Annotated in this window: 17 protein-coding genes and 1 pseudogene; 10 read left to right on the top strand and 8 right to left on the bottom strand. The window is 51.3% G+C overall.

The genetic code is table 11. The annotated features are described in order from the left end of the window. Positions 1-47: 47 nt before the first annotated feature. From F8N62_RS17020 to F8N62_RS17000, 5 genes are all read right to left on the bottom strand, one after another. Positions 48-1,910, bottom strand: coding sequence for a sigma 54-interacting transcriptional regulator (locus tag F8N62_RS17020; protein ID WP_150711751.1), 1,863 nt, complete (start codon positions 1,908-1,910; stop codon positions 48-50). A gap of 49 nt (positions 1,911-1,959) precedes the next feature. Next, positions 1,960-3,108, bottom strand: a complete 1,149-nt coding sequence (locus F8N62_RS17015) for a hypothetical protein (protein ID WP_150711750.1) — start codon at positions 3,106-3,108, stop codon at positions 1,960-1,962. Positions 3,109-3,164: 56 nt separating this feature from the next. Beyond that, positions 3,165-5,282 carry an FAD-dependent oxidoreductase gene (locus tag F8N62_RS17010; RefSeq protein ID WP_191632393.1) on the bottom strand — a complete coding sequence of 706 codons (2,118 nt, stop codon included), beginning with the start codon at positions 5,280-5,282 and terminating at the stop codon, positions 3,165-3,167. A gap of 144 nt (positions 5,283-5,426) precedes the next feature. Next, positions 5,427-5,816: a nuclear transport factor 2 family protein gene (locus F8N62_RS17005; RefSeq protein WP_150711748.1), complete on the bottom strand. Its 390-nt coding sequence runs from the start codon at positions 5,814-5,816 to the stop codon at positions 5,427-5,429. 23 nt (positions 5,817-5,839) lie between these two features. Beyond that, positions 5,840-6,589: an aspartate/glutamate racemase family protein gene (locus F8N62_RS17000; RefSeq protein WP_224791374.1), complete on the bottom strand. Its 750-nt coding sequence runs from the start codon at positions 6,587-6,589 to the stop codon at positions 5,840-5,842. Between the two features lie 626 nt (positions 6,590-7,215). Between F8N62_RS17000 and F8N62_RS16995 the strand changes: the two are divergent. Continuing rightward, positions 7,216-7,398, top strand: a pseudogene (locus tag F8N62_RS16995) (lipocalin family protein); the annotation flags it as partial. A gap of 683 nt (positions 7,399-8,081) precedes the next feature. On the opposite strand, the gene F8N62_RS16985 reads toward F8N62_RS16995, so the two are convergent. Further along, the gene (locus F8N62_RS16985) at positions 8,082-8,609 is read right to left on the bottom strand and encodes a hypothetical protein (protein ID WP_224791373.1); all 528 of its coding nucleotides are present in this window, start codon (positions 8,607-8,609) and stop codon (positions 8,082-8,084) included. A gap of 86 nt (positions 8,610-8,695) precedes the next feature. Here F8N62_RS16985 and F8N62_RS16980 point away from each other — a divergent pair, with 86 nt between their 5' ends. After that, entirely contained in the window at positions 8,696-8,980 is a 285-nt protein-coding gene (locus F8N62_RS16980; protein WP_150711746.1) for a helix-turn-helix domain-containing protein, read from the top strand. A gap of 138 nt (positions 8,981-9,118) precedes the next feature. On the opposite strand, the gene F8N62_RS16975 is transcribed toward F8N62_RS16980, so the two are convergent. Further along, the gene (locus F8N62_RS16975) at positions 9,119-9,568 is read right to left on the bottom strand and encodes an antitoxin Xre/MbcA/ParS toxin-binding domain-containing protein (RefSeq protein ID WP_150711745.1); all 450 of its coding nucleotides are present in this window, start codon (positions 9,566-9,568) and stop codon (positions 9,119-9,121) included. Between the two features lie 466 nt (positions 9,569-10,034). On the opposite strand from F8N62_RS16975, the gene F8N62_RS16970 reads away from it, so the two are divergent. Then, a complete protein-coding gene (locus tag F8N62_RS16970) occupies positions 10,035-10,466 on the top strand; it encodes a DNA-binding protein (protein WP_150711744.1) in 432 nt (143 codons plus the stop codon). A gap of 11 nt (positions 10,467-10,477) precedes the next feature. Here the strand turns inward: F8N62_RS16970 and F8N62_RS16965 are convergent, their stop codons facing one another. Then, complete coding sequence (locus F8N62_RS16965; RefSeq protein WP_150711743.1) at positions 10,478-11,347, bottom strand: hypothetical protein; 870 nt, start codon at positions 11,345-11,347, stop codon at positions 10,478-10,480. 288 nt (positions 11,348-11,635) lie between these two features. On the opposite strand from F8N62_RS16965, the gene F8N62_RS16960 reads away from it, so the two are divergent. From F8N62_RS16960 to F8N62_RS16930, 7 genes are all read left to right on the top strand, one after another. Continuing rightward, positions 11,636-13,483 (top strand): Mu transposase C-terminal domain-containing protein, encoded by a 1,848-nt coding sequence (locus F8N62_RS16960; protein ID WP_191632392.1) that lies wholly within the window; start codon positions 11,636-11,638, stop codon positions 13,481-13,483. Between the two features lie 58 nt (positions 13,484-13,541). Then, entirely contained in the window at positions 13,542-14,363 is an 822-nt protein-coding gene (locus tag F8N62_RS16955; protein ID WP_191632391.1) for a TniB family NTP-binding protein, read from the top strand. A gap of 8 nt (positions 14,364-14,371) precedes the next feature. Further along, positions 14,372-15,208 carry a hypothetical protein gene (locus tag F8N62_RS16950; RefSeq protein ID WP_150711740.1) on the top strand — a complete coding sequence of 279 codons (837 nt, stop codon included), beginning with the start codon at positions 14,372-14,374 and terminating at the stop codon, positions 15,206-15,208. After that, positions 15,174-16,157, top strand: a complete 984-nt coding sequence (locus F8N62_RS16945; protein ID WP_191632390.1) for a TniQ family protein — start codon at positions 15,174-15,176, stop codon at positions 16,155-16,157. Before F8N62_RS16950 ends, F8N62_RS16945 begins: the two co-directional genes overlap by 35 nt. A 1,549-nt stretch (positions 16,158-17,706) precedes the next feature. Then, on the top strand, positions 17,707-18,285 hold the full coding sequence (locus F8N62_RS16940) for a hypothetical protein (RefSeq protein ID WP_150711738.1): 579 nt from the start codon (positions 17,707-17,709) through the stop codon (positions 18,283-18,285). Positions 18,286-18,342: 57 nt separating this feature from the next. Next, on the top strand, positions 18,343-18,999 hold the full coding sequence (locus F8N62_RS16935; RefSeq protein ID WP_150711737.1) for a MarC family NAAT transporter: 657 nt from the start codon (positions 18,343-18,345) through the stop codon (positions 18,997-18,999). Positions 19,000-19,231: 232 nt separating this feature from the next. After that, positions 19,232-20,677 carry a DUF3300 domain-containing protein gene (locus F8N62_RS16930; RefSeq protein WP_150711736.1) on the top strand — a complete coding sequence of 482 codons (1,446 nt, stop codon included), beginning with the start codon at positions 19,232-19,234 and terminating at the stop codon, positions 20,675-20,677. Positions 20,678-20,696: the final 19 nt, after the last annotated feature.

The following is a 20,696-nucleotide window of genomic DNA, read 5'->3' as shown; positions in this document are numbered from 1 at the left end:
CCATGGGTGGCATCTTGCGACCGGGTGGTTTTTAGTGAAATCACTTTTCAAGCCTGGTTTTCCCCAGTCTGTAATCGCTTAAGGCGCCGCCACAGCGTAGTCTGGCTGATGCCCAGGTATTCCGCCGCCATGCTCTTGTTGCCACCGAATAGTTGCAAAGCCTTGACGATTTCCTCCTGCTCGACGTGGTGCAAATGCCCACCGCCCTCACCTTCGCTCAACGGTGCGTAAAACTCCGGGACGACTCGCGGCAATGCCTCGAGCAACGCCTCGCAACTGCCGTAGAGACGCTGCGAAACGATCAGCCGTTCGACCACATTTTCCAGCTGACGCACGTTGCCGGGCCAATGGTAACGGCGAAAAATCGAGGCCACGCCTTTGATCAGGGCATCGGGTTCCACGTCGAGGGCGTAACGCAGGCCTTCACGGCGCATCAGGTAGCTGGTCAGCAGCGGAATATCTTCAGCGCGTTCGCGCAGCGGCGGGATGTGCACGGCAAAGGTGCTGATCCGGTAATACAGGTCTTCGCGAAACCGGCCGGCGCGCACCTCATCCATGAGGTCTACGTTGCAGGCCGCAACGAACTTGATGTTCAGAGAAATTGGCCGCCGCGCGCCCACCGGGCTCACTTCACGCTCCTGAAGTACCCGCAGCAGCTTGGCTTGCTGTGGCAGCGGCAGTGAGTTGATTTCGTCCATGAAGAAGGTGCCGTTGTTGGCACTTTCCAGCAGGCCGGACTTGCCGCCGCTCTTGGCACTGGTAAACGCACCATCGGCGTAACCGAACAGCTCGGATTCGAACAGTTCGGCCGGTATGGCCGCGCAGTTGACTGCCACGAACGGCCCCTTGGCATTGGCGCTGGAAACATGCACCTGACGCGCTGCCAGCTCCTTGCCCGTGCCGGTCTCGCCACGAATCATGACGGTGCCGGGCGTTGCGCCATACACGTTCAGTTGATTCAGCACCTCGGCCATGCGGGCGGACTGAAACACCAGTCGCCGACTATCGTCCCGTGGCAAGGCCAGCGGACTGAGCAGGAAGCTGTAAAGAAAGCCGACCAGATCGCCATCCAGTTCGAAGGGGTGCTTGTTCAGGCTGCACAAGCGGTCGCCGAGCAGCAGCCCTTCGGCCCTGAGGCTGCGGGCATCGAGCATCTTGCTGTCGAGCAGGCCATCGAGCCGGCGCCGCCGGCCGATGGTGGGGATGAGCAGGCTGGCCGCGGCATTCCACGCCACCACCCCGCCGCTTCTGTTGGTCAGGATCTGCGGCTGGGTATTCTGCTCTAGCAGGAATTGGCCGATCGCCAACTGCTGCTGCTCACGTTTGTGTTGACCCGCGTGACGAATGGCCTTGCGCAGCAGGTTCCGGCAGGACTCGCGTGAGTACAGCAGCACCGACTGCAGCCCCGCGTGCTCGGCCAGGTCGCAGGCATAACTGGAGCCGATGACCACCCCGAAGCCTTCGTCACGCAGGCTGTGGAATATCTCCTTGGCGTGTTCGGCAGTGCTGTAGGTGTGGTGTGTGAGTTCAACGCCGTCGAACAGGCCGAGAAGCTCGACGTTGGTTTCCTGCCGCTCGTAGGTTAGCAACAGGATTTTCGAGGAAATGCGCCGTGCAGTGAGCACGGCCTGGATCAGGTCGGCCTGCTCGACTTTTAGGGCCAGCACCGGGGTCGGCAGCGTGTCCTGCAGGTAAAAAGCATTGGCCCCGGCGCTGATAAAGATATCGACCTGCTGACGCTCGATGAGGTCGCGTGCTGCCTTGACCGCATCGTTGAAAATGTTGTCGATGATGGTGATGTTGGCCAGCGCCTCGAATTCCGGTATCAGGCTGTGCACCACCTGACTCAGTTGCGAGTTACCGATCAGGCAGATCCGGACGCGGTCGAATTCCGCGTTGGCGAATTCCATGGTTTGCTTCCCCCTTTGTTATTTTTATAAGGCGCAGGTTCAGGGACACTCAACGACGAAAAAGCCAGGGCTCGCTGAGCTGGCGCTGTTCTTCGTAGGCTCTGATCCGTGAAGCGTAACCCAGGCTTTCGCCCACTTCGTCGAGGCCATGGAGCAGGCGCTGGCGGCGTCCTTCATCGAGGTCAAAGCACCATACCTCGGCCCCTACCGAAAGCAAGCGTCGTTCCACGTCGACTTCAACTTCCAGCCCCGGACAGGCTTGTGCCTGCTTGAGCAGTTGGTCGATAACAGACTGTTCCAGCGTCAGCGGCAGCAACCCATTGTTGAAGCAGTTATTGCGAAAAATATCTCCAAAACTGGGGGCGATGACCACCCGTACGCCAAAGTCGCGCAAGGCCCACTGGTACACGCCGGCGGTGGCCATGATGTAGTCGATGTGGCCGGTCGCCTCGACCGTCTGGGCGACCTTGATCCAGTCGGCGATCTCCATCCCGCCCGGCACCATTTCGTCCATCGACAAGCGGATGCCGACCACAAAGTCTGGCCCGACCGCCTCGCGCACCGCCTTGATCACTTCCAGCGCAAAGCGCATGCGATTCTCGTAGCTGCCGCCGTATTCGTCCTCGCGCTTGTTGAACAGCGGGGAAATGAACTGGTGCAGCAGGTAGCTGTGCGCCAGGTGCACCTCGATGCCATCGAAGCCGGCCTGTTGCGAGTATTGCGCCGAGCGCACCCAGCCTTCCACGATCTCGTCCATGTCGGCACGCTCCATGGCCTTGGCCATTTCACCGAATATGGGTGACTTGATGTTGGAAGCCGACCAGAGCACCCGGTAGTCATCCATTGCATGGGTCTCGCCCATGACCCCGAAGTGGTTGAGCTGGGCAAAAATGTGGGCACCGAAACCATGCACCGCGTCGGTCAACGCCCGATCGCGCTCGACCATTTCCTCGCGGTAGCCATAGGAGTAACCCCGGCAGAAGGTATTGGACGTGGGATGAATCAGCCGGTTTCCGGTGATCATCAAACCAATCCCACCCTTGGCTCGGGCCGCGTGATAGTAAATGTCGCGGTTATTGGTCAGCCCCTCGGGCGAGTTGAAGGCCATGGCATGGGCCGACTGCATGATGCGGTTGCGCAGCGTAATCCCGCGCAGCCGCAAGGGTTCAAACAGGTGCGGATAACGTTCGACAGTCATTGCAGTTCTCCAGGGCAGGCGGGAACAGTCCGCCTGCGGGTCAGTCTTGAGCCGGATCAGTGTGCAGGTGCGCCCATGGCGTTGCGCCAATCGGCACCAAAGCCTTCCAGCTCGCCTTGCTCAATGAAACGTGCGGGATCATCCAGCAGCTCGCGACCCGCCAACATGCCTTCATAAAGGGTGTCCTGCAGAGGTCTCGGCAAACAGGCGTCACCAATGCAGTGCAGTTTGGCAACTCGCCCCTGCAGGGCCCGGTACAACGCATCGTCCGGGCTGTGACCGGCCGCGATGATGAAGGTGTCGGCTCCCAGGCACTCGCTGTCCAGATCGGTGAACAGGTTCAGTAACTGCGCCTGCTGCCCATTGATAGTGCGTACCCAGCTGTTGAGGGTGTAAGTCAGCCCCTTGGCGAACACATGGCGATAACTCACCGGCAGATCCAGGGTCAACGCCAGGTTCGGCGACAGCGCGATAAAGCGGCTGACCAAGTGCACCTGATGCCCGCGGTCGAGCAAGTACTCGGCCGTGCCCAGCGCATAGCGGCCGCCGTCTTCATCGAACAGCACCACGCGCTTGCCGACCCGGCCCGGATTTTCAAGCACTTCGACCACGCTGAGCACATTCTCCTGCTCGGTACCCGGCACCCGATCAACCGCCGGCCGGGTCGAAGTAAACGCCGTTTTCAGCGGGGTCGAACCTGTCGCCAGAATCACCCCGTCGGCCCCGAATGCCAGTACCTCGTCAGCGCTCGTTGCGCTGTTCAGACGGATCTCGACCCCGGCCTTGCGCAGTTGCCGCTCCAGATCCCGCGGAATAAAGCCGAACTTTTCCCGACGCGGCAGCCGGGCCGCCAGATTCAACTGACCGCCCAGACGCTCTGCCTTTTCCAGCAGCGTGACCTGATGGCCGCGCTGGCGCAGGGTCAGCGCAGCTTTCATCCCGGCCGGACCACCGCCTACCACCAGCCAGCGTTGCGGCGTGCTCGCCTGTTGCAGGGTGTGCAGGCCAAAGCGCTGCTCACGTCCGGCGGCCGGGTTGACCACGCAGGAGATGGCGTTGCCGGCCATCAATCGGGCAATGCAGGCCTGATTGCAGCGGATGCAGTGGTTGATCTCATCTTCGCGGCCTTCACGCAGCTTGTTGCAGAACTCGGGGTCGGCAATTTGTGTGCGTGTCATCGCCACCATGTCGGTCGCCCCGCTGGCAACCATGGCCTCGGCTTTGTCCGCGTCGACGATATGGCCAACGATAAACACCGGGATATCGCTGATTTCGCGCAACGCCGCCCGCAGGCGCGCCCCATCTTCCACCAGCCAGTTCTCCGGGTAATCCCCCGGGGGGATCTGGTCCGCATGGGCCGCATAAGTACCCGCCGTGGCACTCACATAGTCCACCAGCCCTGACGCGACCAGTCGCCGAGTCATCTCGATGGCGGTATCGGCGTGCATGCCGTCGACCGTGCATTCGTCCAGGGAAATTCGGATGCCCACCACAAAATCAGGCCCGACGGCCTCGCGTACCCGGGCCAGGGTTTCCAGAGGGAAACGCACAATGTTGTCGAGGCTGCCGCCGTATCCGTCAGTACGTTTGTTGTAAACGAAGGACAGAAATTGCTGATGCAGGTAGCCGTGGGAATAGTGCAACTCCACCCCATCGAACCCGGAGGCTCTGGAGTTGAGCGCGGTCAGGGCGAAGTGCTCGGACACCTCGTCCATCTGCGCCTTGGTCATTTCCCGGGCCCACTCGTTGTAGGCCGGCGACTTCATGGTCGAAGGCCCCCAGAGCACGCGGTAGTCATCCAGTGCACCGCTGCGCCCCTGGGGGCCGAAGTGAATCAACTGGGCGATGATGCGCCCGCCGAACGCGTGAACGGCCTTAACCATTTCTGCATCGCGCTCGATGATCTCGTCGCGGTTACCCCGTGCCAGTGACCGATTGGGCCCGGTGGAGTTGGGGTGAACGTGTCGAGCACCGGTCACAATCAGGCCGATGCCGCCCTTGGCCCGCTCGGCCTGGTAATGGATGTCACGATCATTGGTCAGGCCATCGGCCGACGTAAAACCCTTGGCGTGGGCGGTTTGCATCAGCCGGTTGCGCACGGTGATGTTGCCGATCTTCAGGGGGGTAAAAAGCGCGGGATAGCGAAGCTCCCCCGGCGTCGTGGGCTGGGTCATTTTACTCATCCTTTGTTCTTGTTCTGGTGAGCGTTGCCCGTCGATACGGACAGACACTGGATCGCGTCAAGCGCGGCCCTCAAGCGAATACCGAGGGCTTCCCGGGGCATCCACGGCGATGTCCCGGGAAGTACTCGCGATGGATCAGCGCAGCACGTTTTCGCCACTCATGAAGACGAAGACCCGGCGGAACTTGCCGTCCTCGACGTACCAGAAGTTGCAGTTACGCAGACGAGTTTCATTGCCTTGCGCGTCCTTGAGGAAGACGTTGAAACGCGCACAGACCGTCTGGGCCTCAACGTCGGCAGCGACTTCAAAATCGCCGTGCCAGATTTCCTCGAAATTATTGAACAGATTGTCGAACATCTTGCGCACACCTCCATGGCCGCTGTGCGTGAGGTTGTCGGTCTGGATGGTGAACGCCACGTCTTCATGGCAGCAGTCCAGGACGGCCTGCATGTTCTTGTTGTCCACATTGGCGAAGTACTGCCGGGTCGCCAGATCGATCAGTTGCTCGCGGGAAAGATGACTCATGGTGGTTGTTCTCCTTATTGTCGTTATTGGCCGGCGAAACCGTGATAAGCCGCGTCATTCAGGCACTGAGGGGCTGGATAAGCCTTGCGGCTCTGCTTGAGACCCAATGTCAGCATCATTTCACACAACTTGTAGGCAACCAGCCCGGGGTTGATGACCGGAATCGGCAGGCGCTCGGCCAGGTAGGCGTGGGACTGATGCATGGTGGTCGAACCAAGCACAATCACATCGGCCCCGTCCTCCTCCATCGCCCGTCTTGCCTCGGCTTCGAGCTTGGCGCAGACCACCTCCTCCTTGCCTTCGAGCAACTCTCTGAGGTCGGGCCGGGTCTTGATTGAGCGCAACGATGCCACTCGCGGCCAGAGCTGATATTCGGTCAACGTCTTCTCGTACAAGGGGAACCATTCGTCCCACATGGTGATGATGCTGAACTTCTTGCCCAGCATACAGGCGGTATGGAAGGCCGCCATACCGGGGGCCACCACCGGAATGTCCAATCGCGAACGCAGCGCGGCCAGACCGGAATCGCTAACCGTATCAATGCAGACCGCGCTGTAACCTTCGTCCTGGGCACGAAGGCCAGCCTGGACCACGGAAAAATCCATGAGCAGCACATCGTAAGCGCTGTCCCCCAGCGAGGCGCCTTTGGTAACGGGGACAAACTCGGGATGAAAACCGGGAAGAATGAACTTGGCCGGTAACTGCGACGCCCGATTAGCGGCGCTCGCCTGGTCCATGGGGATGGGAATGATGACCTTGATACGCTGATCCACGCATGCCTCCTTAAGAAGGCCCTGGCAGGGAGTGCGGACTGCCAGGGCTTAGTTGTTTCTGTACCAACTGCAAGCACAGGGCCAACTCGGCGAATAATCAGCAAGGTCATGATTTATATGAGGATGAAGGAGTCCCCTCTCCAGCCCCCGGAAACGGAAAACACGCAAACTGAAAAAAATATTTCAATGAGAAATACCCGGCGTGCGCTCGCCGCCCTTGCCTCGCGATTCAACCTCTCGAACTCACGCCAACGCTAAAGGAGCGCCTTCGAAGCCTCCAACTGCCCTGGAGGTCAGTGACTGACAAACTTCTAAAACTGCTTCACGTAAATCTAATCAGAACTCCAGCGAAGCGCCGCCTTCCGGTATATCTACGCGCGACTCTCGATACTGAGCAGGGAGCGGAAAAGCGCGTTCATCCGTGATGGGTCCGATGTCCGATGATGGAAAAAATCGCAAATAGTATATCTACAAAGTAACAGTCAACGACCGTCAGTTATGTCTGATTGAATGAGGTCTCAAGAAGGTCCGCGCTCATCCGCTTGGGGTCGTTTTCTGCCTCTCACCAGGGGCAGAAAACGGCCCATGCCGGCAGTGGACGCCACCATCAAGAAATCGATAGCACTTTTCACTCCCCTGACTACCAGTTCGCACTGGTCGGCCACCCAAACCGAGAATATCTATGGGTGCTTTCACGCGCATCTTAAATTAATGGTGTCAAGCGCGAACAGCTGCAAGAGATTGCTCAGAAACAGGGATATGACACCAGCAAACTAATCTGGCGTACGGCAGATCCGACCAAGCCCTAGTCAACTTGTAATGGTGCGTAGGCAGCAGTTCAGCTAATACAACGCAAAGCTACCTCATCCCCCTTGCCTACTGGTCGGCGTGACTAGCTATCTCATAAGGGTGGCCATTCAGAAAGTCGCTAGTACCGTCGTAGGGATCGACGACCCAGCACTACGAATGTCTTGTGAGATTATGCCCCGTCTCTTCCCCCCAAAAATCACAGCAAAGAAAGTCCAGAAATTGGCAGCGAACAGCTTAGATTTCCATATCCACTTCTGCTTTGTCACCTTTACCGTGTGGCCCTCTACCCTCTCCCATTCGGCAACGAGTAATTCAACGGCTTGCATCACTGCATCCACAGTCTGAGCGAGAAGATCTGCGAGGTTCGAATTGAGCATGGGACGCGGGTACCTTGAGAGCGAAGCTACTGACTGATGGTCGGGGGTGCCCCACCGGCAAGTCTTCCACAGGGCTCGTGATCCATTAAATACGCCGAGACAGAGTCGAGGAATCTATTGGAAACCTTTTTCGATCGCTTTGCGCATGTACGACGGGCTTCAACCTGAAATTGAACCAATAAACGCCATTTGACGTTTTTGATTTTGCGTTTTCCTTTCATTTTTGCCCCGTATAGATATTCGGTACGACCCACCAGCATTGTGGCTGGAGCAACAGCCAGGACGCACCAAGAAAACAGCGTAGATCACCCAGAAGCACCTGTGTCCTCTGGAGCATTAACCGCATTCACTAACCGACCGATGACAACGGAGAGCCAAGTCTGGTGAGCAAGAAGTTCTGCACCCTCGGGGCCATCAGGCGTACATACTTCATAAAGTGAATGCCAGTTTAGAACATCCGCTGGATCGACCTTCTCGTTGTCGCTGAACACGTCCTCGGATGCGAGGCGATACGCAAAGGTATCCAAGCAAGGACCGTCGGGAGTTCGGAGTTTTACTTGAGCGAAATCGACCACAGTCTCCGCTCCCCACCGGGGCGAACCATTCAGCTTTGGAGGAACCGCAAGCACGATACCAACGACATCTTTTTCGGAATCTGGATGATCCAGCTCTAGAAAGAGTTCGACCAGATTTTGCCCCGACAGGCGTTTGACTATTTCGACCCCTTGCTCCGGATGAATGACATTGGCAACAGCTACTAAAACCATGGTTGAGGCGCTATCTGCATTGCTCGTTGAAGCTACCTGCCTGGAGCCAATTCTCAGTGAGGTCATACCACTCTCCAATAAAATGAACACTATAGATTGTAGCCCTATAGATCTCAAAAAGGCTTCATCGTTCCTTTTGTGGATCGAGCAAAATGGAACTCAAAGAGGCATTTGCCATCGCACTACGCACCACACGACTTCATAGCGGCTTGACACAAGAGGACTTCGGAATAATAAGCAGCAGGACCTACCTCAGCACGCTCGAGCGTGGGCTTAAAAATGTCACGTTGGAAAAGGCCTCAGAGCTTGCTCAGAGAATGAACGTGCACCCGCTCACTCTGCTGGTGGAGAGTTTTTTAATCCTCGATCCAGATACGAATTTCGATTCGCTTATGGAGCGTATTCGGCGCGAAATCGATACAAACCAGCGTGAGTAGGAGCGTCGCTCCCTGATATTTAACCAGACTCGTTTTTTTACCTCGCCCCGCGGATGACCAGGTCAATAGCGAAGTGGCGCGCTAGAGGCTTACCAGCCACCTTCTTAAGTCACCAATAAATTCATACGGCGTCAAAGATTAAAATGTGAATCCTTCTGCTGCCTGGTTCAGCATCTCCTCAATCAGGTAAGAGCCTTGGAAGGTAGTGAGCATCGCAAGCGGATTTTTGCCAGAAAAGCAACATTTGGATGTGGAGAGCCAGCGCTTGGCTTTTTCCTCGTCGCCAAAAACCACCCCGGCCATGGCAATAACGCGTGCAATACGAAACAAGCGATCACTCTCGCTCGCTGATAGGCGTTGTCCACGTGCCAACCTACGCTTAAGGGTTGTGTATGGAATAATTTGATCGCGCACCGCAGCGCTAATTATGCCAAGTTCCAACAGGCGACTGACGCTGTCGCTCTTGAAGCCTGCTGCGATTAGCGTGTGTATGCGTTCATCGGATGAATCCACAGGAATCAGAAGCATCGCTTCTAAACGAGCCCGATAAGTGGCGCTTTTGATGGATCGCGTGGGATCAACAAACATAAAAGACGACCTTTGCGCAGATATATTTGGCAGATAGCATCCTGCAAAATCAGTGAAGAGTGAAGCCGATTTTCCACTTTCTGATCCCATAACTAGCCGTTAGTATTGAGATAATAGGTCGTTGCATGGTTCACGACTGAGCACCCTCGATCATTTATTAGAGTACTAAACGGCAGGCGAGAAGATACTCACAGTACAACAGAACGTACCGTGACAACTCTCCAAATCACTATTTTTACTTGGAATCGCAGCACACATCGTTAAGCTGTTCGTGAGCGAAAGGTTTTTACCATAAAGGAAGGGGCGACAATTTCGACGACAAAGCGACCCTGACCGGACAGCGCATGCACTAACTGTTTTGGTATCGGCAGTGGACACCTCAGGCTGGCCTACCGTGACCTGCTATAGATCACATCCATAAAAGCTTATGGTAATATAGTCACTTGAACTGGCGACGGATGAAATTATGCGACCAACTATTAGTGAAGTACTGGTTGAACAAGCTGTACTAAAACTAGAAAGCAATGGAGTAAAACCAACGCTGGATGCTATACGCGCTGAGCTCGGTAATCATGGGTCCAAAACCACAATAGTGAAACATCTACGAGCCTTGAAAGCTAAAAATATGGACAGTTTTTCTGCGCGCTCACGCATGATGAGCACGCTCTACATCCCTGATGTTCGTTTCAGAAATAATGCTAACTCATTCAGTCATAGTAAGTACCTCGTTCGCTTATTAGGCACTCTCGACAAGTTTGGCGCCGCCACGTCTAACCCACAAATGACAGAAGAGATTATGGCAATATTTTCCGAGCTAACGGAGGAAAATTTAAAATACGAACATCTGTTGGGTGCAGTGCGGTTTTTTCAACAGCAACTTGTAGAGTCGTTAAAATAACCCGTAAAACTCTAACCACTCAACAACTGAATCGATATCTTTGGTGTTTTCCGGACAAGCTTGTATCGTTGGTCTCGTACTTTTTTATAAACTGTTCTGCGCTTATTGTTTTCCTCAGGGCTGCAACTGTTAACTCCATTTACATATTCGAGATATCTCTTTCGCTCCAACCAATCCAAGCGAGATATCGAGCTGCACCATGTTGCCCAAGCGGTAGAATTAGATATTGGTTGATTTTTTCTGTAATCATCATAAATGTCACTCCAGAATTTATGATTTGAATCGGTATTGCATGAAAAAAATCTAGAGTTTGAAAACAAAGGTACGCTTTCAAACCTCACTAAAATTAAGTACATTAAAGGCCCACTCAAATCAACCCAACCAGGCTCTAGTTTAAGTTGAGCGTAGCTATCGGCGAGCCACGCGGTTGCCGGAGAAATGATGTATTCATGCTTAGCAGATGACAGTATCATTAATATAAATAATGAGATTCGGTCCAGCGCTGGCATTGCGCTTGTAGCATCTTCAAGCGAAGATATTTTATATGATTTCGAGGGGTATACCTGGGTTTTTAGTATCGCAAAAATATCCAAAAGATTACTCTCCTCATTCAATGCAACCCACAATGGGTGATTAAACAAGTCAAGAAGTTCTGGCTCCAATTTAACCAATATAGTAATCCTGTGTTTTTGAGGCATTGTACCTTCTAGAAACCTCCTCCAAGTGCTTTCAGATTCAGACCCGTAAGGTAATGCCATCCTTCTCTCGTACCATCTCGCAAGATGATGCCCAGTAGGCTTCACACCAGCAAGTACCGCAAGTTGATATGCCAACGCTGATGCCTTCAATATTTGTAATGAAGTTTTCTTCTTCCGGCCCATCGATCAATTCCGTACCGAATACATAAAACATCATAATGTACAAAATAGGGCTGAATCAGGCTTTTTTTTTTGCGTCGCCAATGCGAAATTTTTTACACATCAATTTCCCCAGTGTTTGTTGGGGTTTTCCAGTAAAAAATATTTATAAATTGCACGTATAAATTGTGGCGTCCGCTGGTTAGCATTTTACAGCCAGTGACGGTATCAGCAAACACCCCAACCGCTACGTACCGTCTAAAGATCTACGAGCCCATACGATGGATGAACGGGAAACTACGGGAGGATTCATTGAGGATCTCGATTAAGCGCGGCAAATTTGTAGTTGCCAATGGAAAACTGTCGATTGTCAGGGATATTGGCAAGAATGGTGCGGTGACGGTCAGTGAGTATGGATGCGGAGATATTTCTGTCGTTGATGTGTCAAACATTCAACCAATTCCCCAATCGCCAGACCATTCGGAGACTCATAAAGAAACAGAGGGTTTACTTACCGAGCATAACGCTTCACAAATCATATTAGCAGGTGAGAGATCGGTAATATTTGAGTTTTACTTGGACGGCTCAGTTTCAGCTAAACAAGCTGCCGACATGCTTGGCTTAAAAAAATCGGCATTTTACGATCTAAAAAAAAGATACAGTCGCGACTTAGGTCCAATTACGTTAATGAAAAACAACCCAGGGCCTAAGCAAGGCAGCATAAGGGTTGCCGATAAAATTATGCCCATCATCACTGAATGCTACGAGAAGCACTATCACGGCCGCTCAGCCTCTTATTCAAACGTATGGAAACAAGTGCAGAGCGAATGCTTCGGTAAGGGTTTGAGCTCCCCAAGTAGATCAACTGTAAAAAAAGTAATAAAGAGTTTTGATAAGAAGGCTACTCACAGAAAAAAGCACGGACTCGACGCTTCAAATCAAGTTTTCCAAGCCCGACCAGGTATTGCTCACACCGATTATCCATTACAAGTTGCTCAAATGGATCATACGCGCGTGGATCTTCTGCTCCGTGCAGAACATGACCGCACAAAAATCATAGGAAGACCTTGGCTATCCTTAATCATGGATTTACACACGCGGGTGATATTAGGTTATTACTTAACCATGTTTTCACCATCTATTATATCAGTGCAACAAACAATGGGTATGGCGATGTTACCTAAAAACACTGGATACTTCCAGTTAGCTAGTGAGTCAAGTCATTACCCGTATTACGGATTTCCGGAACGATTATTGATGGACAATGCTGCGGAGTTTCGATCCCCGATAGTTGTAGCCGCCCTGCACAAATACAAAATAATTCCTGAGTGGCGAAAAATAGGCAAAAAACACATGGGTGGTCATATAGAACGATTGATAGGAACATTTATGACTTCTGCTGTTCACTTTTTACCTGGAACCACGTTCTCTAATACCCAGCAGCGTGGTGACTACGACAGCGAAAAACAATCAGCATTGACCTTTAAGGAGTTCTGCACGTGGTTTGCGGGTCAAGTATTAATATATCACGGGACAGTTCATTCCGAGCTAGGTATTTCTCCAAAGGATGCTTGGGAGAAAGCATTCGACACCGCGCAAGATAAACTTCCTGAAGTACCGATAAATCCCCGAGCGCTTTACTTGGATTTTCTACCAGAAACAATAAAGCCTGTGAGAAACAACGGCATTACACTTAATAATAGACGCTATTATTCTAACCAGCTAAACAACGTGCAAGGACGAAGCCGAGTTATCGTAAAATTTGACCCTTTTGATATGACAATAGTGTGGGTAAACGTTGAGGGAGAATACATCAAAGTTCCACAAATTTCCTCGGAGCAGGACTATATCAGCTATGAAGACTATCGTTGCGAGCGCCAATACAATAAAAAACTACCACCTGGCACTATCACTGACGAGAATGCATTAAGGCAGATGCGTGCCAATAACGAACTGATAAAAATTAGTCGGCAGAACACTCGAAGCGCCAAAATAGCGAATAAGCACCCTGAAGCAAGAGGCCACCACGCGGAGAACAATAATCATGGTATTCCTAAATCTATCTGGGATGCCAATGCTTTGCCCATTGATAATTTTTCCGTTGACGAAACCGAAGTCAACTTTTCACTAACTCCTAAACTATTTGACCAAAATGACTAATACCCCTACTGATATGAGCCATGTGCGTCAATCAAGGCAACATTTGTTAAGCCTTCCCATGGACAAGCGCCTCATGATTTGTTTGCAAGATGTTTTTATCGAGTATCCCAAATCGCAGGCGATTTTGAGTGCAATGCACTATATGTTGCGCGCCGAAAATAAGGTCCAAGCGCCCTGTATGCTGGTTTGGGGCAGCGGTGGCTATGGCAAAACAAGTATCATCAATAAAATCAAAGAAGTTAATAAAAATGAGGAACATAAATTGGTGTTCATGAGTTTCAGACAGAACCCAAACAATTACAACTTTAGGGAGCTGTTGCTCGAAGCATTTGGAATGGAGGTCACTAAAAAATTTAGCGGATATAATGCGTCGAAAGAATTTGCCCACACCGTGGAAAGAAATAATATCAAAGGCATTGTCATTGACGAGATCCACGACGCTGTAACTCTCTCAACAATGCAACAAAAAATCAACCTATCCTTACTCAAAAACTTGTCCGGTGATCAGTATAACCTTTGCGTGTTTGCATTTGGCGTAGATAAGGCAAGCAAAGCTCTTCGTCTCGACCCACAACTGGAACGCCGCTATCTGCAGTGGCCATTAGAGAAATGGAAATTGGACGAAGAATTTAGAGCATTTGTTGCTGCCTATGAGCGCACACTCCCCTTGAAACAGCCCTCGCACTTGCACAGTAAGGAGCTGGTAACCGCCATACTAAAGCAAGCAAATGGTGTGATGGATAACGTAGTGAAAATAATCCAGGTATGTGCCGCGGAAGCTGTTTCGTCTGGCACAGAAAAAATCACAATTGAACTCATCACTAATGCGCCTCTCTTAGCAGCCAAATATGGTGTGTCTTTACTTAGGCAAATCAAATGATAAACGAAATGACCGAGCACAACCTCACCGCCAAAATCAAACGAATTCATAATCAATTTAGCTCGCCAACTCCTCAAGTGGTAAGCGCTACCAATACTATTGTTGCTGCGCTTCTCAACACCAATAAAGTAGGCTCAATCCATATTATTTTGGGCAAAACTGGCTCCGGGTGTTCAACTGTAATTCAAATGTGTCGCAAACGCTTGCGGCGCAAATTTAAAAATATAGTTTTGTTGCGCTCCGCCCCGCTTAATGAAGAATTCAACCCATGGAGACTTTTATTGCAACATTATGGGCTTTACTTTGATGAATCTGATTTAAAGACAAAAAAAACCTCTATTCCCCGCCTAGTGATTGATTTAATCGCCCATGCGGCAATCGATTGTATTATTTTTGAAGACTTCTCAGAAGGTCTTAATAAGTCAGCGGAGAAGCAACAAGCAGTAAAAGCTTGGTTTAGTATTGCCCGCAATTCCGTTTGTGTGGACGTAATATTATCAACTCACAATCCGTCTTCTGCTGGATGGTTTGAAAATGAAGAGTCAGTTACATGCCATCGTATTGATGAGTGGGAAGAGAACCTGCAATTTTCATTATTTATTGGCGAACTTCAAGAATCTCTTCGGGTTAAGTATAAGATCGGGGCAAATTTCAGCGCACATGGAAATCAACTATACAAGCTTTGCAACGGAAACACCGGAAATCTTTTGAATTTGGTTCGTGAGTACGCCGTGGCGGAATTACTTTCCCCATCAAATGCAGACTCGCAAGTAACTGAGTGTCTATCACTAAAGAATGTGGTCCGTCATAATGCTATTTTATTCGCTGCTAAATCCAGTCAATGATGAGTCTTTTACATCCTGGATCAGGAGATGTGAGTTAAAATTATCCCCCCGCAGCTTTTCATCAACAAAAATAGACGCTCTTTTTTACTCAAGCATAGATTGTTATCCAATTTTAGATCCTGATTTTTCTGAGGGAATACTATTATCAACCACAGTCTATGACGTGATCAATATCGACCCGCAAACACTACTGAAAATTTTCACCTCTCAATCTAGATGGGTAATCCCTTATTCAAATTGGCAAACCGCATGCGTATCGTGCCTTATAGAATCTTTAAAAGAAAAGCATTGTTATGTATTCTTAAAAAGTTGGAGATATGTTGCGCGCCCAGTTTGCCCTGTGCATCAGTGTCTTTTAAGTCAATTGCCGTTTAAACAGCAATACAGTACCGGGGCGTTCTTCGGCAATCACCTTGCGACTAACAAATGCACCGTTGTGGGTAAAAATCTTAACACCCTAATATTACTAGCCTTAAAAATGCAGCGACATATATGTCGCCTGGAAGACTCTGCAGACAATAGCGCACAGAAAATGATCACCGCTTACCGCTTTGTTATGGAGTTGTTCATGAGTGCAGGTGAATATAGAGGCCTTGCCTGTTTTATGTATTCGAAGTCAACCAGACAGCGGGGAGCACTAAAACATTCGGGAGCACGAGCGCTGATGCTGATAGGGGCATTAGTTGCATCGCCCTTTGAACGCATGTGCGCATTGATATTAACAGGTTATGTCGTTGGGCAATTTTCACCGTTAGACTCCCGCGCCCTAGAATTAATATCAAACGAGCACAGTTCGATTTATTCATGCTCCGCTTATGAGATTGGGAGATTTAGTAACGTATTTCCATCAGACGAAAGTGATCCAATAATACGTCGCCTTGAAAAATTGGGCTCGGCATTTCCAAGTCAAAACTATCTGCAATTCTTGAAAGGGTTTAAGGGTGAATAACACATATAAGAAAATTGACTTTCGCTATCTCAATATCGGCTTAGTAGTCACTGATATTTACGGTAGTTCCCGCTCAGGACTATACATAGTTTATGCCACCTCAAATAGTCGAATTATCGGTTACCTCTTGCTTAATCAAAAACCTATATTTTTAGCGTTAAATTTACTAAAACTACAAATCTCAGAGAACTTTAAAGATATCAATAAATGGATACATAACCCAGTCAGCTATAACCCCTTCTTCATAACCTCCCCCTATATTTTATATACACCGAATTCGTATCTTCGCATTGCAAAATCAAGCAAGCATTCAAACGTAACATTGAAAGTTGGCTCGGATCATTTTTTAGATGCACTCCTTGATATACCGTCAGTCTATCTAAGCTCACTGTTGAGTACTTGGGTTTTCACACCACGTCTAGCGTTGCATTTAATTCGAGACCAGATAAAGCGAAATCGCTGCCTGGTTGTAGACGACGTTTAGTTCAAAAGCAGAGGACGTGTGCCGCCACCAAAATCTCAACACAGGGCGAATTGTGATTATGGCGTCGGTGCTTACGGCTGACCATAGCAGGTTCGTGCATTAAACTGCGGACCATGTACCTTCCCTGCTGGTCTTTGGCCAAGTTGCGAACGCCCTCAGACTCCTTCGGAGCCCTGTAATGTTCGATCAACAAGGCCTTGAGCTTTTCCCGATCAGAATCACGTTGCCTATGGTGCTCATGCCGTACTTAAAAGCAACCCGGTTGATCCCAGGGGCCCGGTAGCAGTTGTTAGCGCCGTACTGCTCGTCTAACTCCTCTATCAACGAGAGTGATATTGGGTGTCCAAAAAACAGGAGAGCACTAGTCTTTTTTAGGATTTCGATATCCAGGTCCTTTTACATCAGCAAGGCTTTGAGCCACCGCATCAATCGCTGATCCGCTATATTCGCCTAGGCCCCACCGCAGTCGAACCCAAGCGCCTTTTACTAACCTGATAGACCCAACGGCGCAACGTCGAAGGACCGATATCCAGACTTGCGCTCGCCTCGGGGACCGACTCCTCTCGCTTAGCATCAGGCAGGCAGCCTTCACTTTGAACTTAATTGATTAAGATTTGCGCATATCCATACACCTCGGATTAGGGCGCCCTCATAGCGTCCGATTGAGATGGCCTAAATCTTTAGACGAGTTAATTTGCTGACCTATCGAATGTAGATCTCAGAGTGCAAGGGAGAAGGAAACTATATCTGAATTAGGGCGAGACCATATGCTATGGAACATGAGAGCATTCTGATCTGTAATTAACCGGAAAAAATGCGAAATATTCGATAATTTTTCCGGTCAATAGCAAAAATTAACCGGAAATCGTTATCTATCAAAGGCTTACCGAGCTCCGGTTAATTACGGACGCTGACAAGCCTGGCAAATACTCAACTCCAAAGCATTCCCACGCTGACCCGCCCGGAACGCGCAATCGGTGGCTATGCTCTGGAGAATGTGCGCAGTAGATCTACTTCGAGATCTATCGTGCGGCTATTTCAATTGTCATCAGGAAAAGCAGCCCTATGAAACCGATTCGCTTTCTTGCCCACATGGGTGCCCTTACCTTAGTCCTGTCCACAACCAGCTATTCGGTCAGTGCAGCCGAAGTGCCGCTGGGTAGTAATACGATGGAGGGTCATTTCATTACGCAGGTGCTGGCCGTCGATCCGGCGAATTATCAGGTCACTATTGAAGGAGCAGATAAAAGCCCGGTGACTCTCCAGCTTACGGACGAAGCCAAAGCCCTGCATAACTTGAAAGTTGGCGACAAGGTCGACATCAATGTTGTTCGTTCAGTTGCCTATGTGCTCGATACCAACGTCGACGGCGAACCAGGTGTCAGCGACGAATCAATGACCCTGCGCGCCAGCAAGGACAATCCCAATCCTGGCGGCGAGGCGGTTCGTCAGGTCAAGGTCACTTCGAAAATCACTCACATCGATTTGAAGAAACATGAAGTGACTTTGCTTCCCCCCGAAGGAAAATTGAAAGTCTTGAAGGTCGAGGCCCCTAACCTTCAGGCCCGCATGAAGAAACTCCAGGTGGGTCAGACAGTCAATGCCATCTACACCGAAGTCATGGAGGTTAGAACTTCACGCTAGGCAACGCGGCTGTTAAATGTGCTGACGAAAACCGAGACAGTTCAAGGACGTTTCGACATGACAGATTTGTTTAACGCTATTGCGCTTGGAGTGCTGGCTTTACTGCCGTTGACCAATCCTCCTACGACCGTCGCGCTGTTTCTCGCTTTGAGCAAAGGACTCAGCCAGCCTGAGAAAAACCAACAAGCATTCCTGACTTCATTTTATGTATTTCTTATTATGACGATCACCTATTACATAGGTGAGTTTGTCATGGAGGTTTTCAGTATTTCCATACCTGGATTGCGTATGGCCGGTGGCGGAATTCTTATTGTAATGGGTTTGAAGATGCTGTTTCCGCCACCTCCTCAGCCCACTGCTACCAGCAGCATGATCGAACAAACCAATTTTGCCTTTATCCCGTTAGCCATGCCGAGTACTGCGGGTCCAGGGACAATCGCAATGATTATAAGCTCCGCCGCCACTATCAAAAACAGTACGGCATTTCCAGCCTGGGTGTTATTAACAGCGCCTCCACTCATCTTTCTGTTCACGGCGGTTATTCTCTGGATATGTTTGCGAGGGTCGGGAATAGTCATGCGCGTGACTGGGGTATCCGGCATTGATGCAATATCACGATTAATGGGCTTTCTACTCGTTTGTATGGGCGCGCAATTTGTCATCAATGGTTCGTTGGAGGTCATACAAACGATTATCGATAAAAATATGCCTTGAACCGCCCGCCCCCAAGGAACGGACCGCTGGTCGCATCAGGTTCCTTGCCTCGGGTCGTTGCCTGTGGGCTCACGGATCCAGAATCAAATGTCGTTTGATAAAGCAGCTACGCTGATCTCATGAAAAAAAATATGTTTGCTACCCTAAGTGAGGGGCATCGAAGCAGCCCGCTTGACCTGCCCGACATTGATCCAGCCATTCCAAACCTGCCCGGCCACAAAGAGGTAAGGCAATGCGTATTTCGCTATTTTACGCGGTGTCAGTCGTACTGGTTTTAACGGGACCTTCGTGTCTGGCGCAGCCACTGGAAGCAACCTCGAACGTTGCTGAAACAGCGCCCGTCACGACACCGGTCAAAGATGCCGTGTTTACCCAGGAACAGCTGGATCAAATGCTGGCTCCCATTGCGCTCTACCCCGATCCATTGCTTGCACAGGTTCTCATGGCGACCACGTATCCCGGGGAAATCGCCGAAGCGGTAACCTGGTCTAAAGCTCATCCGGACGCCAAGGGTGATGATGCGGTCAAACAAGTGGCGAGCCAGCCTTGGGATCCCAGCGTTCAGGCGCTGGTAGCCTTCCCTCAGGTCCTCGCAACGCTGGGCCAGGATCCCGTTTGGGTGCAGCGCCTGGGTGATGCTTTTCTGGCGCAACCCGACGATCTCATGAACGGCGTGCAACGCTTGCGTCGTCAGGCGCAGGCAGCCGGCAATCTCCAGAGCAACCAGTATCAGAACGTGACCGTTCAGGCGCCGCCCGCGCCCAAAACGTCAGCCCCGGCTCAGGGCAACAGCAGCAGCACCACCATCATTATTCAACCGTCCGATCCGCAGGTGGTTTACGTCCCCACCTATAACCCGACAACAACCTACGGCACCTGGGCCTACCCTGCTTCACCGCCCGCGTACTACCCTCCTCCCCCCGCGTATTACCCCGGTCAGGCTTTGATGGCTGGGCTTGCGTTTGGTACCGGTGTGGCGATCATCGGCTCGTTGTGGGGTGATTGTGACTGGGGCAATAACGACATCGACATCGACGTCAACCGCTACAACAACATCAATCGAAACAATCAAATCACCAATAACAAATGGCAGCACAACACCGCTCATCGCGATGGTGTTCCGTACCGGGACAATCGCAGTCGCGAACAATTCGGCCGACAACTGGACGGCGCCAATCGGCGCGAAGCCTTTCGGGGTGACAACGCACAGCGAACCCAGGCACGTGAGAAAGCCCGAAGTTCCATGGACAGGGCCGGTATCGAGAGACCTGCCACCACCAATCGCGAAGCCCGTGATCGAGCCCGTGCGGCCCAGTCTGGAAACTCGGCAGGCAATAGAATGCAGGCGGGTACAGACAGACCGAAACCGTCTGACAGGGGGCAAGGCACTGCTAGAACCACTCGGGATAATCAGCCTTCGGGCAGACAGAACGCTCAGGTAAATCAACGCAGACAGGACTCCGCGCAGCCGCGCCAGGCTGCGCAAAATCGCGCGTCCGCCGGCGGCGCTCGTAACAATGCATTCGCCGGGGCGCGCTCGCCGTCTCAGTCCAACGCACAAGCCAGCCGTGGCCGGGCCAGCCAGGTGTCTGCCCAGCGCCCGAGTGCGGCGCGATCAGCCGGTCATCAAATCAGCAGACCTTCCAGTCCACCACGTTCAAGGGGCGGCCGTCGTTGAAAAAACAGTCTCGGGTCAA

The organism is Pseudomonas fluorescens (genome assembly GCF_902497785.1).
In the GTDB taxonomy this organism is placed as follows: domain Bacteria; phylum Pseudomonadota; class Gammaproteobacteria; order Pseudomonadales; family Pseudomonadaceae; genus Aquipseudomonas; species Aquipseudomonas fluorescens_BO.
The sequence above is the reverse complement of the archived record's forward strand: the minus strand, read 5'-3'. Positions and strand labels throughout refer to the sequence as shown.